This is a genomic window from Halarchaeum salinum (assembly GCF_039520965.1).
GTDB classification, from domain to species: Archaea; Halobacteriota; Halobacteria; order Halobacteriales; family Halobacteriaceae; genus Halarchaeum; species Halarchaeum salinum.
Genome location: NZ_BAAABL010000050.1, coordinates 42,691 through 58,539, shown reverse-complemented (window position 1 = coordinate 58,539; position 15,849 = coordinate 42,691). Strand labels below are relative to the sequence as shown.

12 protein-coding genes, 1 tRNA gene and 1 other RNA gene are annotated in these 15,849 nt (G+C 66.2%); 7 read left to right on the top strand and 7 right to left on the bottom strand.

What is annotated here, in order from left to right:
• Positions 1-461 precede the first annotated feature (461 nt).
• Positions 462-534: transfer RNA gene (locus ABDZ36_RS09015), tRNA-Arg, on the bottom strand.
• A 321-nt stretch (positions 535-855) separates the two neighbouring features.
• Positions 856-1,761 carry a phosphogluconate dehydrogenase (NAD(+)-dependent, decarboxylating) gene (gnd, locus tag ABDZ36_RS09010; protein WP_211312781.1) on the bottom strand — a complete coding sequence of 302 codons (906 nt, stop codon included), beginning with the start codon at positions 1,759-1,761 and terminating at the stop codon, positions 856-858.
• A 278-nt stretch (positions 1,762-2,039) separates the two neighbouring features.
• Here gnd and ABDZ36_RS09005 point away from each other — a divergent pair, with 278 nt between their 5' ends.
• Genes ABDZ36_RS09005 through ABDZ36_RS08990 form a run of 4 tightly spaced genes read left to right on the top strand, consistent with a single transcriptional unit; the run spans position 2,040 to position 6,088 of the window.
• Complete coding sequence (locus tag ABDZ36_RS09005; RefSeq protein ID WP_211312780.1) at positions 2,040-2,612, top strand: hypothetical protein; 573 nt, start codon at positions 2,040-2,042, stop codon at positions 2,610-2,612.
• Positions 2,613-2,669: 57 nt separating this feature from the next.
• Positions 2,670-3,680 carry a S26 family signal peptidase gene (locus ABDZ36_RS09000; RefSeq protein ID WP_211312779.1) on the top strand — a complete coding sequence of 337 codons (1,011 nt, stop codon included), beginning with the start codon at positions 2,670-2,672 and terminating at the stop codon, positions 3,678-3,680.
• A 46-nt stretch (positions 3,681-3,726) separates the two neighbouring features.
• Positions 3,727-4,770 (top strand): DUF5305 family protein, encoded by a 1,044-nt coding sequence (locus tag ABDZ36_RS08995; RefSeq protein WP_211312778.1) that lies wholly within the window; start codon positions 3,727-3,729, stop codon positions 4,768-4,770.
• 10 nt (positions 4,771-4,780) lie between these two features.
• Entirely contained in the window at positions 4,781-6,088 is a 1,308-nt protein-coding gene (locus ABDZ36_RS08990; RefSeq protein ID WP_211312777.1) for a hypothetical protein, read from the top strand.
• A gap of 18 nt (positions 6,089-6,106) precedes the next feature.
• Here the strand turns inward: ABDZ36_RS08990 and ABDZ36_RS08985 are convergent, their stop codons facing one another.
• From ABDZ36_RS08985 to ABDZ36_RS08975, 3 genes are read right to left on the bottom strand one after another with little or no spacing between them, the layout of a single operon-like run.
• Positions 6,107-6,961 carry an ABC transporter ATP-binding protein gene (locus ABDZ36_RS08985; RefSeq protein ID WP_211312776.1) on the bottom strand — a complete coding sequence of 285 codons (855 nt, stop codon included), beginning with the start codon at positions 6,959-6,961 and terminating at the stop codon, positions 6,107-6,109.
• A gap of 2 nt (positions 6,962-6,963) precedes the next feature.
• Positions 6,964-8,067, bottom strand: a complete 1,104-nt coding sequence (locus ABDZ36_RS08980; protein ID WP_211312775.1) for a FecCD family ABC transporter permease — start codon at positions 8,065-8,067, stop codon at positions 6,964-6,966.
• 44 nt (positions 8,068-8,111) lie between these two features.
• The gene (locus ABDZ36_RS08975; RefSeq protein ID WP_211312774.1) at positions 8,112-9,230 is read right to left on the bottom strand and encodes an ABC transporter substrate-binding protein; all 1,119 of its coding nucleotides are present in this window, start codon (positions 9,228-9,230) and stop codon (positions 8,112-8,114) included.
• A 187-nt stretch (positions 9,231-9,417) separates the two neighbouring features.
• On the opposite strand from ABDZ36_RS08975, the gene ABDZ36_RS08970 reads away from it, so the two are divergent.
• On the top strand, positions 9,418-12,066 hold the full coding sequence (locus ABDZ36_RS08970) for a valine--tRNA ligase (protein WP_211312773.1): 2,649 nt from the start codon (positions 9,418-9,420) through the stop codon (positions 12,064-12,066).
• A gap of 228 nt (positions 12,067-12,294) precedes the next feature.
• Here ABDZ36_RS08970 and ABDZ36_RS08965 read toward each other — a convergent pair whose 3' ends face one another.
• Positions 12,295-12,639, bottom strand: a complete 345-nt coding sequence (locus tag ABDZ36_RS08965; protein WP_343749285.1) for a DUF7979 domain-containing protein — start codon at positions 12,637-12,639, stop codon at positions 12,295-12,297.
• 693 nt (positions 12,640-13,332) lie between these two features.
• Between ABDZ36_RS08965 and ABDZ36_RS08960 the strand changes: the two genes are divergently transcribed.
• Complete coding sequence (locus tag ABDZ36_RS08960) at positions 13,333-13,758, top strand: CBS domain-containing protein (RefSeq protein ID WP_211312771.1); 426 nt, start codon at positions 13,333-13,335, stop codon at positions 13,756-13,758.
• A gap of 50 nt (positions 13,759-13,808) precedes the next feature.
• Positions 13,809-14,915 carry an aminopeptidase gene (locus ABDZ36_RS08955; RefSeq protein ID WP_211312770.1) on the top strand — a complete coding sequence of 369 codons (1,107 nt, stop codon included), beginning with the start codon at positions 13,809-13,811 and terminating at the stop codon, positions 14,913-14,915.
• A 427-nt stretch (positions 14,916-15,342) separates the two neighbouring features.
• Here the strand turns inward: ABDZ36_RS08955 and rnpB are convergent.
• Positions 15,343-15,670, bottom strand: an RNA gene (rnpB, locus tag ABDZ36_RS08950) — RNase P RNA component.
• Positions 15,671-15,849: the final 179 nt, after the last annotated feature.

Sequence of the window (15,849 nt, the reverse complement as noted above, 5' to 3'; positions counted from 1 at the left end):
CTGGGCGGAGGGATACGAACTGCACTCCTGAGACTTATGGGTAAGAGACAGGACTAACGTCGTGGGCTTCCTCGTTCTCCGACAGGACGTTCACCGCAACTGGCGGCAAAGCGGTCCCAGTCTCCGGAGGCGTTCGGTTCTACCCATCCCGACCATCCGAGAGACTACTACGGAACTTGATAAAATGTTGTCAGATTTATCTCACAACTGACGTCGTGGGTGTTCTCCTCGATTTCGGGTAGTGGGCTGTGACGAACCTGGATGTTCGACTACCAGGGGTGTCAACTACCCCACCCTACTTCGCTCACCCTGACGGGTTCGCTCGTGGCGGGTGGGGGTTGTCCGTGAACTCGGTCTCGAACCCAGCAGGGTAGCCGTTGAACCACGGTCGCAGCAGAGCTACTCCCTGATTCAACTCCCTTCGCGCCGCTCGCCAGCCTCGCTTCGTTCGGCAGAACTCACGGGCGCGAAGGGATTTGAACCCTCGGCATCTTGGTCCGGAACCAAGTGCTCTGTCCACTGAGCTACGCGCCCTCACCACCCAATAGTCGGAGCGGCGGTAAAACGATTGTGAAGCGCGCGGCGCGACGACGCGGACGTTCAAACGGGAGGGCGCGACCACGGACCACCCGTGACGTGACGCCGATCACGGACCGGAGAGCGAAACCGGCGGCGAATCGGTCCGTGCGCGCCCCCGCCGCCTGCACGCCACAGACGTAGCGGTTGCTCGCCCAGTCGTCCCGAGCGACCTCGTGCCCCGCAGCGACGCCGCTCAGCCAGTAACGTTGCCCTCACTCCGTTCGGGCAACGTCGTGCCTCACGGGTCGCAGGCTTCCCGTTCGGCTAATGTCGCCCTCACTCGCTTCGCTCGTTGCGGGCAACGTCGTGCCGCCCGAAGCCGTAGCGGAGCCGGTTGGCGAGCCGCCGCGAGAACTTCGCGTCGACCCGCGAGTCGAAGCGCTCGCCGAGCGCCTCGTAGATGAGCGGGATCGCGACTTCCTGTTCGAGCGACTCCTGCACCGTCCACGTCCCCGTCGAGCCGCCCGCGATGTGGTCCGCGACGGTGCCGAGATCCGTCCCCTCCTCGCGGAACGCCTCCTCGCAGAGTTCGAGCAGCCACGACCGGATCACCGCGCCGTTGTTCCACGTCCGCGCGACGGCCTCAAGGTCGAGGTCGTAGCGGCCCTCGTGGAGGAGCTCGAAGCCCTCGCCGTAGGTCTGCATGAGCGCGTACTCAACGCCGTTGTGGACCATCTTCACGTAGTGGCCGCTCCCGGCGGGCCCCATCCGGTCGTGGCCCTGCGGCCCGGTCGCGACGGCGTCGAAGACCGGCACGAGCTCGTCGTACGCCCACTGGGGGCCACCGACCATGAGCGAGAAGCCGAGTTCCGCGCCCGCGGGGCCGCCCGAGGTCCCACAGTCGAGATACGCGGCGTCGATCGCCTCGGCACGGCGCGTCGAATCCTCGAAGTGTGAGTTCCCGCCGTCGACGACGACGTCGTCCTCGTCAAGGTGGGGTTCGAGTTCCTCCAGCGCGGCGTCCACGGGGTCGCCCGCGGGGACCATCAGCCAGATCCGTTTCTCCGCGCCTAGCTGATCGGCAACGGCTTCGATGCTGTTCGCGGGCGTCGCGCCCGCGTCGGCCGCGTCCGCGACCGCGTCCTCGTCGATGTCGAACGCGACCACGTCGTGGCCCGCGTCGAGGACCCGATCAACGACGATGCGCCCCATCCGGCCGAGCCCGATGACGCCGAGTTCCATACGCGTGTGTCCCGCGGCGCGACCGTAGGGGTTGCGGTTCCGCCGGGTAACCTAAAAAGTCGGTGGGCTATCAGGGCGAACAACGGTATCAATACAGTAACCATCACAACGCGAACTATTCATGAATCGGTCGAAGCGGCCCGGAGCGGGCATGAAACGGATAGCCCGAGACACGCGACGTGTGTTAGATACTCAACTGGCGGTAGACGGGCCAGAACGTCCAAAAACAGAGGATGCGGCCATTAGGCTTTAGAGTCGAGAGCGCTAGAGATGACAGTATGCGAAAAGAAATGCTGGCGGTCGGCCTGGCACTGACGCTCGTCGCGACGGCGTTCGGCGCGAGCGCCTTCACGAGCGCGAGCGTAGACGTGAACTCCAACATGCAGGTCGCAGCCGACGAGAACGCGCTAATCGGTCTGCAAGACCAGAGTTCAGGGGATATCGTCGACACGACGGGCAACCGACTCGTCATCAACACGTCGACCGGGACAGCTGAGGGTCTCAACCAAAACTCGACCGTCGAAATCGGGAACTACGACAACATCCAGAACGGTTTCGCGGAGAATGACTCCGCATTCAGTATTACAAACAACGCGGGCGAAGAGCGGGACTTCACGCTGAGCTACACCGGCTACTCAGAGACTAACGGCGTTGAAAACGTGAACTTCACAGTAGTCGACAAGGGGACAGGCATCGTCGACAGCGCCAACGAAACGAACGACGCAACCGTGAACTCCGTCGGCACCAATTCGACACGATACGTCCTCGTTCGTATCAACACGACCGGGATCAGCTCTACGGGAGACCTCAACGGCACGCTGAAAGTCGAGGCAACGCCCAGTAGCCCCTAACGGCGCTGACACCGCGTCCCGAGTAGCGTAAGTAGTTCCGAACCGACTCTTCCTTTCGTGCGTCGCGCTCTCGTCGTCCTGTTGCTCGTCGCCGCCGCGCTGATAGCGGCACCAGCGAGCGCGCCGGTGAGCGCGACCTACGTCTACTCGGACAGCATGTCGCCGACGATCCCGGAGAACGGCGGGTTCCTCATCGTTCCCGCGGGCGACGTCCACACCGGCGAGATCGTGCTGTTCGAGGGCGGGCCGGGCGGGAGCGGCTACACCGCTCACCGAATCGTCGAGGAGACGCCACAGGGGTTCGTAACGAAGGGCGACAACAACAATATCGCCGACCAGCGCGCGGGCTACCCGTACGTCCAGCGCTCGGAAATTCACGGACAGGTGTTCGGCGTCGGCGGGAGCCCGCTTGTCGTCCCCCAGCTCGGCCTCGTCGTCCAGTTCGTGCGGGCGAACGAGTTCCTCCTCTTGGGCCTCGGCGCGCTCGCCTTCCTGTTCTCGTGGCGGACGGATGGTGGCGGGTCGAGTCGCAGCGGCGGTGATCGCCCGATCTCCAGCCACCGAATGCTCGCGCTGACGGCGATCGCGGTGCTCGTCGGCCTGACGACGGTCACGACGGTCGGCGCGACCACCACGCAGATGACGTTCTCGATACAGGACGACCCGGCCGCGCAGGCACCCGCGCCGATCATCGAAGCCGGGACGTCGCACACCGTGAACGCGACGTTCAGCCCGCCGGCGGAGAGCCCGATTACGACGCGCGTCGCCAACGCGCGGGGGGCGCGCATCGTCGACCGGACGCTAAAGGAGTCAGGCGAGACGTATCGCGTGCGAATCCCGCCACAGCAAGAAGTCGGGCAGTACCACGCCCGCATCTCCGTCCGTCGGTATCCGGCCGTCCTGCCACGCGGGGCGACGCGGGCGCTCGCGAACGTCCACCCGCTGCTGGCCGCGCTAATCACCAACGGGATCGTCACCGGTGCGTTCTACCTCGTCGCGTTGCTCGTGCTCGGACCGGACGTCCCGATGCGTTCGAGCGAACTCCGCGCGTTCGGACTGTGGCGGTGATGAGGGGCCGAGGGACCTAAGAAACCCCTCGCCGTATCGCGTCACAGTGTCACTACTCCGCCGCGCCCGACTGCAGGTCGAGCACCTCCTCGCACGCCGAGGGGCCGCCGTCGCGGCCGTCCTCCTCGTCGTCGGCGTGCTCGGCCTCGCCGCGGCCGGCTGGATCTACACCCATCCGGGGACGACGCGCGTCGCCGAGTCCTCGACCGCGCTCGACGTGCAGGCCGAGACGCACACGAGCGGGCTCATCACCGGGGACAACACCGTCTATCCCGCCGGCCAGCGGGTCCAGGACCGCCCCGTCTATTTCCGCGCGTCGACGTCCGACTTCAGGTTCAGCGCGGTAGCGACCCCGCAAACGGCCGAGCGCGGCGGCGAGTTCACCCAACGGATCGCGATCCGTCGCACCGCGTCGCGGGACGGGAACGTCTTCTACCGCGATACACGAGTGCTTGCGTCCGCGTCGGCGCGGAACGCGAGCGTGCAAACCACGGCGTCGCTCGACATCACGGCGATCGAGAACCGGACCGCAGCGCTCGAACAGCGGATCGGCGACGCCGGATCGGTCTCCGAGCGGCTGGTCGTCTCCCTCTCCTATCAGACGCCGCGCTACGAGGGGACGAAGAACGCCACGGCGACTATCGAGCGCGGCGAGACGTGGTTCGACGTCGCGACGCCGACGCTCTCGGTGACGCGCGACGTGACGACCACGCGCGTCCACGCGTCGTCTCCCGACTGGCGCGCCGTCGCCGCGCTCGGCGGTGCCGGTGCCCTCTGTGTACTCGTCGCGCTCCTCGTCGCCGGTCTCTACTGGCGTCGCTACCGGGACGCGGAGCCCGAGCCCTACCGGGAGGCGCTCGTCGCGCTCGTCTACCGGGAGTGGATTTCGGAGGGAACGGCACCGTCCGGGGCGGCCGAGCGGACGGTCCACATGGACTCGCTCGTCGACCTCGTGGACGTCGCCATCGACACCGACCGGCGCGTCGTCCACGACACGGACGCAGGGACCTACTACGTCATCGACGACGCGGCGACGTACACGTACACGCCGTCCCGACAGCCAGTGGACGTATCAACGGGCACGGCGTAACGAGGGGACGATGCTACGGGCACCGCGTCGACGCCGCGGCGGCGGCGGGCCGCGCGTCGGCACCGTCGTTCTTATTGCCGTTCTCGTCGGGCTCGTCGCCGTCGCCACCGTCGGCCCCGTCTCCTCGTTCACGGTCGCCAGCGTCGACCGAACGTCGAACCTCGGCGTCGCGAACGACGGGAACGCGACGGTCGGGCTCGCTCTCGCGACTTCGGTGCCCACGGGTGAAACGAGCCGGACGCTCACCGCGACGAACCGGCTGAATCAGACGCTCGCCGTCACCGTCTCGCTCGTCAACGGGTCGAGCGGCGATGCGACCCTTCACGCCGGCGGATCGAGCGGTGACAGCGTCTCGGCGTCGCTCGCACCGGGCGAGACGACGAGCGTCGACGCCGCCGTGGACTGCGGTGCCGACGCCCTCCACCTCTCGATCACCGCGACGAACGGCTCGTTCCGGTTCCACGCGATCCGCACGGTGGAGACCGTCGCGCGCTGCGGCGACGACACCGTCAGCCGGTCGCTCGTCTACGTGAATACCGCGGGCGAGCTCCGCACGCTCGCCGGCCCGAACGCCGCGCCGACGAGTTACAGCGTGACCCCCGAGACCATCGGTCCCGCGACGGTCGATTTCGACGGCGACGGCACAGCGGACGTCCCGTACTCACCCGACGGGTCGACGATCGCGCTGACGGACGGCGACGGCGCGCGGACGCTGAACGGGACCCTCTACGGCACGCCGAGCCGACTCTGGGCGGGGGCGTGGAACGGGAGCGGCGACGCCGTCTACTACGCGAGCACCGCGAAGAACGTCACGCGCGTCCGTCCCGGCGGCCGGCCGACGACGGCGGTAGTAGTTAGCTCGACGACGCCGAAAGCAGTCGTCGGCGTCGCGGACGTCGCGGGCGATTCGGCCCGCGAACTCGTCTTCGTCGGTGGCAGTCAACAGCTCCGCTTCGCGTACGAGAACGGAACGACTGTGCAGACAGCCCCGTCTGCGGCGACGGGCGACGCCGTCGGCACGCCGACCGACTTCGACGGTAACGGGCACGTTCGCGTCCCCATCGTCGACGGCTCGAACGCCCTCCGGCTCGCGCAGGTGAAGGACAACGGAGCGCAGACGACAAAACTTGTCGGCGGCGTCGAGAAGACCGGCGTCGCGTCCCTCGACTGGGACGGCGACGGCACACCGGAGATCCTCTACGTGGATGCGTCGTCGCATCGCCTCATGTACGTCGACGACGTGACGGGGGCGGCGACGACGCACCGCGTGCAGAGCGCGAACGGGAACGTGACAGTCGGCGGCGTCGGCGTGGCCTGACGGACGAGAAGGAAAGGGCTACCGGTCGACCGGGCGCTTCGGGATGATGCGGGGTTCCTCGCCGTATTCGACGCTCGCCACGACGCCGAAGACCTCGGCGAGGAGCTCCTCGCAGACGACGTCCTTCGGGCGGCCCCAGTCGTAGATATCGCCGTCACGCAGCGCGACGAGATAGTCCGCGAAGCGCGCGGCCTGCGTGAGGTCGTGGAGGACGATGCAGACGGTGACGCCGCGCTCCTCGTTGAGCGTTCGGATGACGTCCATCACCTGCAGTTGGTGACGGAGGTCGAGGTAGGTCGTCGGCTCGTCGAGGAGGAGCGTGTCCGTCTCCTGTGCGAGCGCCATCGCGATGCGGACGAGCTGACGCTGCCCGCCGCTGAGGCTCCCGACGTCCTGCTCGCGGAGGTGGTCGACGCCCGCGAGGTCGATCGCGCGCTCGACTGCCTCTTCGTCCTCCATCGTTTTGCCTTCGAGGAACCCCTTGTGCGGGTATCGCCCGTGATGGACGAGTTCCTCGACGGTGAGGTCGCCGGGAGTGGAGCCGTGCTGGGAGAGCATCCCGAGTTCGCGCGCGAACTCCTTCGATCCGTACTCGGCGATGGCCTTCCCATTGAGGAGGATATCGCCCGCGTCGGCGTCGAGGTGGCGCGCAAGCGCCTTCAGGAGCGTGCTCTTCCCGCTCCCGTTCGGCCCGACGAGCGCCGTGACCTCGCCTTCGGGGATGACGAGCGTGTCGGTGTCGATGACCGGCTGTTCGAGGCTGGGATAGCCGATCTCGAGATCGCTCGCGTGGAGCTTCGCGTCGCCGCTCTCGGTCTGTCGGTCGGTTCGTCGCTCGATCCGGTCTCGGGGTGTGGAATCTGTCTGTGACATCTCTAGAACTCGCTGAAGTCGCCGTGTCGCCGCATAAGGTAGAGGAAGTACGGGCCGCCGATGATGCCGGTGACGACCCCGACCGGCACCTGGATCGGCATGAGCGCGAGGCGTGCGATGACGTCGGCGACGAGGACGAGCGCGGGCCCGAGGAAGAGCGAGCCGACGACGAGCCGGCGGTAGTCGCTCCCGACGATGGTGCGCGCCGCGTGCGGCACGACGAGGCCGACGAACCCCACCAACCCGGCGACGGCGACCGCGGTCGCGGCGGCGAGGATGGCGAGCGTCGAGAGCCCGAGCCGAACGTATTCGACCGGCATCCCGAGCGAACGCGCGGTCTCCTCGCCGAGCAACAAAACGTTCAGGTGCCGCGAGGCGAGGAGCAGGACGGGGACGACGATGAGCGTCGGCACGATCGCGAGGCGAAACTGCGGCCACCCGACGCCCGTGAGCGACCCCGTGGTCCACGCGATAGCGGTCTTCACCGCGGCGTTACTGTCGAGGAAGTAGAACAGTCCCGTCTGGAGGGACTGGAAGACGGTGGCGACAACGACACCGGCGAGCACGAGGCGCACCGGGTTCGTCCCACCCTGCCACGCGATGAGGTAGACGAGGGCGAACGCGATCAACCCGCCGGCCGCGGCGGCGAACGGGAGGACGTACGTCGCACCTGCGAAGAAGACGAGCGTGATGAGGACGGCGAGGCCGGCCCCGCCGCTGACGCCGAGGATGTACGGGCTCGCGAGCTCGTTGCGCGTGACGGCCTGAAAGACGGCCCCGGAGATGGAGAGGTTGATGCCGACGAGCGCCGCGATGAAGACGCGGGGCATCCGGAGACTCCAGATGATGACGGCGCTCTGCGAGAGCGTGTCCGGGAAGTCGCCACCGGTGAAGATAGCGAGCCAGACGGCCGGGTCGAAGAGGATCGCTGGGTCGGTGAGGACGTCGTACGTCACGCCGAGCGGTGTCGGGTACGACCCCTGAGAAACCTGGACGAACGCGGCGAGGAAGGCGACGACGACGCTTCCCACGATAAGGGATGCCAACCGCCGATCGCGAGAGTCGAGTCGAGCGTATGCCTTCACCGACCGCGTCGACACGTCCATCACACCTATTTTGTTTAGGGGACCCTAAATCTATTGCGATACGCTCAGAGCGATCCGGCGACGATGTCGGCGACGCGATCGCGATCGAAGAGCGTCTCGTCGTGGTCGTAGAGCTGGCTCGCACCGCGCTCGGTGAGTACGAGGTTGCTAATCGGGCCCTGGTAGAGCGGGCCGCCCCGATAGACGTTCCCGTTCTGGACCGCGGTGAGTTCGCTTGCGACCTCGTGCTCCTTCATGAAGGAAACGACGGTGTTCTGGAACTCCGCGGCGGTCTGGGCTTCGTGCCCGCGCAGGAGGAGGTACTCGGGGTCGATCTTGAGCAGCGTCTCGTAGTCGATGTTCCCCCGGGACGCGTGGAAGTCCTTCACGCTCGTCTCCGCGAGCGCGTCGCGGACGTTCAGGTCGCGCCACTGCTTGAAGCTCGTCCCGTCGTTGACGAGGTAGGGGAGGAACGACGTCGGTTCGTTCCCCGTGGCCCACAGTACCGCGACCTGGGGGCGTTCGGCGTCGCTCGTCGGCACGAAGTCGGTGAGCGACTGCTGGAAATCGTCGTGGAGGGACGCAAACGCCTGGTATCTATCGGTTCGCTGAAAGAGCGCTGCGACCTTCTCGAAGGCCTCGTAGAGCGAGTAATACTGATAGCCCTCGTGCCACGCGTAGCCCCGCGAGAAGATGGAGTTCCCGTAGAACGGCGCGACGTTCTCCTCGATGTCCTGGATGTCCGACTTGGACCAGCCCTTGAAGCGGTTGAGCAGGAAGTTCGGGTCCTGAACGTGGATGTCGGCGTCGAGGGAGTAGTAGCACTCCTTCGAGACGCCGTCCTGGTAGAGCGAGAGCATGTCGCTCGTGTCGACGGAGACGCCGTCGATCCCGTCGTAGTAGGTCGTGTGCCAGCGGTTCGTGAGCCAGAGGGCCTCCGGCTCGTCGAGGCCGAGCGCGATCCCCATGTCGGCGTAGCTCCCGTTGTTCGCGACCCACGTCTCGGGGACACTCTCGATGGGGACGTCGCCCATCGGTTCGGTCGTGTAGACGGCGTGCGTCGATTCGCTCGTGGTGCTGGTCGTACTGGTGCTCGTACTCCCGCCGTCACCGGTTCCGGTACAGCCCGCGAGCGCCGTGCCGAGGGTTGCCCCGCCGACGCCGAGGAACGTTCGCCTGTCCATATGTTTTAGGCCAACCTAAAGAACAAAAATCCGTCGGTATAGCGTCGAGCGCGGGACGGGAACCTTTTTAGGGAGCGCGGGCATCCGTCGGAGTATGCGCGTCGCTGTCGCCGTAGTACGTCGGTAAATACCGACCCGTTTCTGGCGCGCGTCGAAACGCTACCCCGACAGCGACGACTTCAGAGCCATGACCCAGGTGCCCGACGACTACGACCCCGCGGAACTCGAACCGCGCCTCCAGCAGCGCTGGCTGGACGACGAAACGTATCGCTTCGACGGCGACGCGAACGACCCCGACACCGCGTACGTCGTCGACACGCCGCCGCCGTACCCGACCGGCGAACTGCACATCGGCCACGCGCTCAACTGGTCGTACATGGACTTCGCCGCGCGCTTCCACCGCCTCCAGGGCGACGACGTCCTCTTCCCGCAGGGGTGGGACTGCCACGGGCTCCCGACCGAAGTGAAAGTCGAGGAGAACGAGGGCATCCAGCGCACGGACGTCCCACGCGACGAGTTCCGCGAGATGTGCGTCGAGCACACCCGCCACCAGATCGACTCGATGAAGGAGACGATGCGCGAACTCGGCTTCAGTCAGGACTGGAACGCCGAGTTCCGCACGATGGACCCCGAATACTGGGGGAAGACCCAGCAGTCCTTCGTCGAGATGGCCGACGACGACCTCGTCTACCGCGACGAACACCCCGTCAACTGGTGTCCGCGCTGTGGCACCGCGATCGCCGACGCCGAAGTCGAACCGATCGATCGCGAAGGTACCCTCCACTACGTCACCTTCCCCGGCGCGGGGAACGACGACGTGGAGATCGCCACCACCCGCCCCGAACTGCTCGCGGCCTGCGTCGCCATCGCGGTCCATCCGGACGACGAGCGCTACGACGGGCGCGAGGACGACACCTTCGAGGTGCCGCTCTTCGGCCACGAGGTCGAGCTCATCGAGGACGAGGACGTCGACCAGGAGTTCGGCAGCGGTGCCGTCATGATCTGTACGTTCGGGGACAAACAGGACGTGACGTGGTGGGCCGAACACGACCTCGACCTGCGCGCCGTCTTCACCGAGGACGGCCACCTGAACGAGGACGCGGGTGACTACGCCGGCCTCACCATCGACGAAGCGAAAGAGGCCGTCGCCGACGACCTCGACGACGAGGGCTACCTCAACGACACCGAACCAACCGAGCAGTCCGTCGGCGCGTGCTGGCGCTGTGACACCCCCATCGAGATCCTCTCGAAGGAACAGTGGTTCGTAGAGGTTGACAAGGAGGCCATCCTCGAGCGCGCCGACGAGGTCGAGTGGATCCCCGAGCACATGCAACAGCGCCTCGTCGAGTGGACCGAGGGGATGGACTGGGACTGGGTGATTAGTCGCCAGCGCGTCTTCGCGACGCCGATCCCCGCCTGGGAGTGCAACGACTGTGGCCACTGGCACATCGCCACCGACGACGAGACGCCCGTCGATCCGACCGAAGAACCCCCGGCCGTGGGGAGTTGCCCCGAGTGTGGGGGCGAGTCGTGGACCGGCGAGACCGACGTCATGGACACCTGGATGGACTCCTCCATCACGCCGCTCCACCTCTCCGGGTGGCCGCTCGACATCGACTTAGCGGAGTTCGAACCCGTCTCCCTGCGTCCGCAGGGTCACGACATCATCCGGACGTGGGCGTTCTACACGCTCCTGCGTACCGGCGAACTCACCGGTGAGAAGCCGTGGGAGAACGTCCTCGTCAACGGCATGGTGTTCGGTCCCGACGGCAACAAGATGAGCAAAAGCCGGGGGAACACCGTCAGCCCCGAGGAGGCCGTCGAGGAGTACAGCGCGGACGCCGCCCGGCAGGCGCTCGCGCTCGGCGGCCAGCCCGGCAGCGACGTCCAGTTCCAGTGGAAGGAGGTCAAATCCGCCTCGCGCTTCCTCACGAAGCTCTGGAACATCGTCAAGTTCGCGAGCGGCCACTTCGACGAGGACACGCCCGACATCGCCGACCCCGCCTACCGCGACGCCGACGACTGGATCCGCGCGAAGGCGACGCGCGTCGCGAGCGACGTCGAGGCCGAGATGGAGGCCTACCGCTTTGACGCCGCCCTCCGCGAGCTCCGTGAGTTCGCGTGGAACGACCTCGCAGACGACTACGTCGAACTCGCCAAGGGACGGCTCTACAACGGCCGCCCCGGCGAGCGCGACGCCGCGCGGAAGGCCCTCTACGACGTCGTCTCGGTCGTCACGCGCCTGCTCGCCCCGTTCAGTCCGCACCTCGCCGACGAGATCTGGACCCATCTCCCCGGCACCGAGGGGAGCGTCCACACCGCCGACTGGCCCGCACTCGACGCCTACGACGAGGACGCGGAGGCCCGCGGCGAGGTCATCGCTGAGGCCACCCGCGAGATCCGCGCGTGGAAGTCCGCGAACGGCTACCCGCTCAACGCCGACCTCGACGACGTCGAGCTCTACTTCGATCCGGGAGCCGCCGTCGAGAACGTCGACACCTACGATCTCTCCGAGACGGTCAACGCGCCCGTCCGCGTCCGCACGGGCCGCCCGAACGTCGAACTCGTCCCTATCGACGTCGACGGCGACGACGCCGAGATCGGCCCCGAGTTCCGTGGCGACGCCGGCATCGTCCTCCAAGCCCTGAGCGAAGCCGACCCAGCGGTCATTCAGGCCCAGAAGAACTCCGGCGACACCATCACCCTCGAGGCCGACGGCGAGGAGTACGAACTCGATGCCGAGTGGGTCACCGTCGAGGAGGAGTACCGGGCTGAAGGCGGCGAAGAAGTCGCCGTCGTCGAAACCGAGTTCGGCACGGTGCTCGTTTACCCCTGAATCTTTTGCCGCGCGACGGCTTCGCCGTCGCTGGCAAAAGCTTCACCAAAATGTCCGTCAGACCCCCTCCGGGGGTCTTCGGACCTCGCCCTCCGGGCGAGTGAACCGCTTTGCTCGGGTTCTAACGAACCGCTCGCTCGCGGACGCGAGCCCATGTGGCTCGGCTCGTCAGCGTTCGTCGTGGGGTCGGTAAGGAGGCGACATCCCAGTCGGTACTCTATCGAGGACTCACCCGTCCGTCGGGGTTGCTGAGAGTCGGTACTGCTCGAAGTCGCCAGTGTAGACGATGACCCGATAGTACTCTCTTTGGTACTTCACGAGATGGTGGTCGTGAAACTCAGCAGGGAATGCCTCACGGCTATACCACGCCGACTCGTTCCCGGCGCGAGCCTCCGTGAAGAACCGCTGTGCCCGATCAGAGAGGTTCCCGTACGCGATACCGTCACTTACGTTCTCAATCTCGGACGCACTCACATGAGAAGTATGGGACATCTTGTACTGCGCGACGAGTCCGACGCGTTGCCACGATAGGTCGTAGACTGTCCCCTGATACCGGAGTTGCGACCAATTCATACGAGGCCTAAGGTCGCCGCTGAGGTTCGTACGGAGTGCGGTCGCCTCCCCGTTTTCGATCGCCTCCAAAGCGAGCCCCTGGGACGCGTTTGAGAGGGTCTGGAACTCCCGAGGCTCCACAGCCTGACTCGTCGTGTTCATCTGCGAGACCGTCGTTGTGTTGGTCACGCCGGTGGTCGCTTGCGTGCTAGATGCCCCTGGAGATCCCAGGCCACCACAGCCGGCGAACAGCGCAAGAACAGCGACACTCACTAGCGCAAACCGAGTTGACATGTATGAATTCTCGAAACAACCCTATAAATGTCTTGTGTCAGGTAGATCAGATGGAACAAAGAGGGTCGTGTGACAAATACGCGCCTCTCTCGAGCAGTAGCGGTGCGGTCTTTTCTCGCGTACTCGCCCGAGGCGCGAGTTCCCAGAGTGCCGGCGTCGCTCCGATCACGCTTCGTTGCCCACTCGCGTAGCCACCGGTCACCACCGGTGACCCGCCTTTTTCACCGCGAGACCCGACGGGTCTCGCTACTCCCGCGCTCACACCGTTCGCGCGGACCATGTTTTTGCCGCGGGCGGGGGGTGTGCCTGCGGCGCACCTCTGCAGTGAATCGCCTCGGGGTCAAGCCCCGAGGCATTCTCCTAGACCGCCTGTAAAAATGGGCCACCGCGTTTAGGTGGTCGCCGCTCCCCGTGTCCGATATGGCACAGAGCCAGTCGCTTCCCGTCGAGGACGTCTCGCGAAACGTCGTAAGTATTCCCGGAAACGCCTCGCTCGATCAGGTCGCAGAGACGATGTACTCGGAGGACGTCGGCTTCCTCGTCGTGACGCACGAGGGCGAGCCAGCGGGCGCGCTCACGGATCGACAGGTCGCCCTGTCGCTCCGAAACGAGGTCGACCCGACGGCCGCGACCGCGAACGAACTCATGACGCCCGAGCTCGTGACGATCGGGCGGGACATGGACATCCTTCGGATCGTCGAGAAGATGAAGCTCGAGGAGGTCCGGCGTGTCGTGGTCGTCGACGACGACGAAGACCCGGTAAGCGTCATCTCGCTCGACGACGTGCTCGTCCTCCTCGGCGAGGAGATGGGTGACGTGGCTGATCTGCTCGAAGCACAGGTCTAGATCGGAGACGAGCGGTCGGCTTTTTCTCCCGCCCGCACGACGACGCGGGTATGGACGAACGCGTTCGCGAACACGCACGAACCCTGATCGACTGGAGCGCGCGGATCGAGGCGGGCGACGACGTCGTCGTCCGCGTCGGTCCCGACGCCCATGACCTGGCGGTGGCGGTCGCAGAAGTGTTGGGGGAGCGCGGCGCGAACGTCGTGACGACGTACGCCTCGGGCGAACTCACGCGCGCGTACCTCCGCGCACACGAGGGCGACTTCGAGGAAGACCCCGAGTACGAGCGCGCGCTCCTCGAAGAGGCGGATGCGGTGTTGACGCTCGGCGGTGGACGGAACACGGCGGCGACGGCGGACGTCCCGGGGAGGACGCGACAGGCGTACGATCGGGCGCGACAGGAGATCCGGAAGGCACGCCTCGACACGAAGTGGGTGTTGACGGAGCACCCGACGCGCTCGCTCGCCCAACAGGCCGGGATGAGCTACGAGGCCTATCAGGAGTTCGTCTACGACGCGATCAACCGCGATTGGGAGGAACAAGCCGAGAAGCAGGCAAAGGTGAAGGGGGTCCTCGACGACGCGAGCGAGGTACGCATCGTCTCGGGAGACGAGACGGACCTGACGCTGTCGATCGAGGGGCGTGTCGCCGTGAATTCCGCGGCGAGCGTCGACTACGACTCGCACAACCTCCCGTCGGGCGAGGTGTTCACCGCACCGAAGGCGACGGAGGGCGAGGTCGTCTTCGACGTGCCGATGACGGTCAACGGGAAGCGCGTCCGGGACGTCACTCTCCGTTTCGAAGACGAGGAAGTCGTCGACTACGACGCCGCGCAGGGCGAGGACGCGATCACGGAGGTACTGGAGACGGACGACGGCGCGCGCCGACTCGGCGAGCTCGGCATCGGGATGAACCGCGGGATCGACCGCGTGACGGACAACATCCTCTTCGACGAGAAGATGGGCGAGACGGTGCATCTCGCACTCGGCCGGGCCTACTCGTCGAACTTCCCCGAAGGACACGAGGACGAGGCGAACGAGTCCGCCGTCCACGTCGACCTCATCACGGACATGAGCGAGGAGTCGCGCATCGAGGTCGACGGCGAGACGATTCAGGAGGACGGGCAGTTCTGGTTCGAAGACGGGTTCGAGGAGTGAGCACGCCGTTGGCGTTCGGCGCGCCCTGCAGGAGGACGTTAAGGCTGTCGCGGAGGAGGTCCTTCGCGGAATAGAGAACGAGCGCGGCGATAAGGAGCGAGAAGACGGACCATCGGGACGGCCGGCCAGACGAATCACGGGGCTAGCGTTGACGAGACGCGAAGCGTCTCGTTCGCCAGTCAGCACGCTTCGCGTTCTGATGACGTCCACGACCCGGCGGTCCGGAGTCCGCGCGAGTCGAGGGCGAGTGCGGGCACGCGAGAACCTCGGTCTCGCCGAGGACCCGGAAGGGTCGCGGTTCCCCGAGCGCTCCGCGCTCGGACCGACGAACGACTAACGCGGCTCGGAGAGCCGCGGCTGGAGTGAGGAGGGTTTTGGCCGAGCTTTTGCAAGCGAGCGTAGCGAGCGCTGCAAAAGGTCAAGGTCGAGCTGCGGGGAGTAAGCCCCCTTCTGTTCATCCCGGCATTCGGCTGAGCGTCCGCGCGGTACGTCGGGCTACCTTCCTGTGCACGGACTTGCACCGGCGAGGGTGGCCGTTCCATCGCTCCTCCGTCCTCATCCCTCGGTGGGTTGACTCCCCGCGGCCTTGTTCGTCGCGGGTTCGCACACCGCATCGGTCGGACGGAGACGTGTCGTCTCTGTTCCAGTGCCGACGGTCTCCCGCCCCGGGCGTGTGCCCGGTCGCCTGCCCGACAGGTGGGGGGACTTTCCTCATGCACGCGGGCTGCGCGCACGGGGGCCGGGCTCCCGCTACTCGCCAAAGAGTACCAGCCAGACGGGGTTAAGCCGTTCGATGAGTTGTGTGGCAACTTGTACCAACACTCCAATAAGTACTTTCTGGCTCCTGATGTCGGACGTGAATCCCGAATCCGGCACGGAGCAGGCGTCTGACCCATGAATTACTCAGTTCCGTTATCGATCACGGATTCGTGTT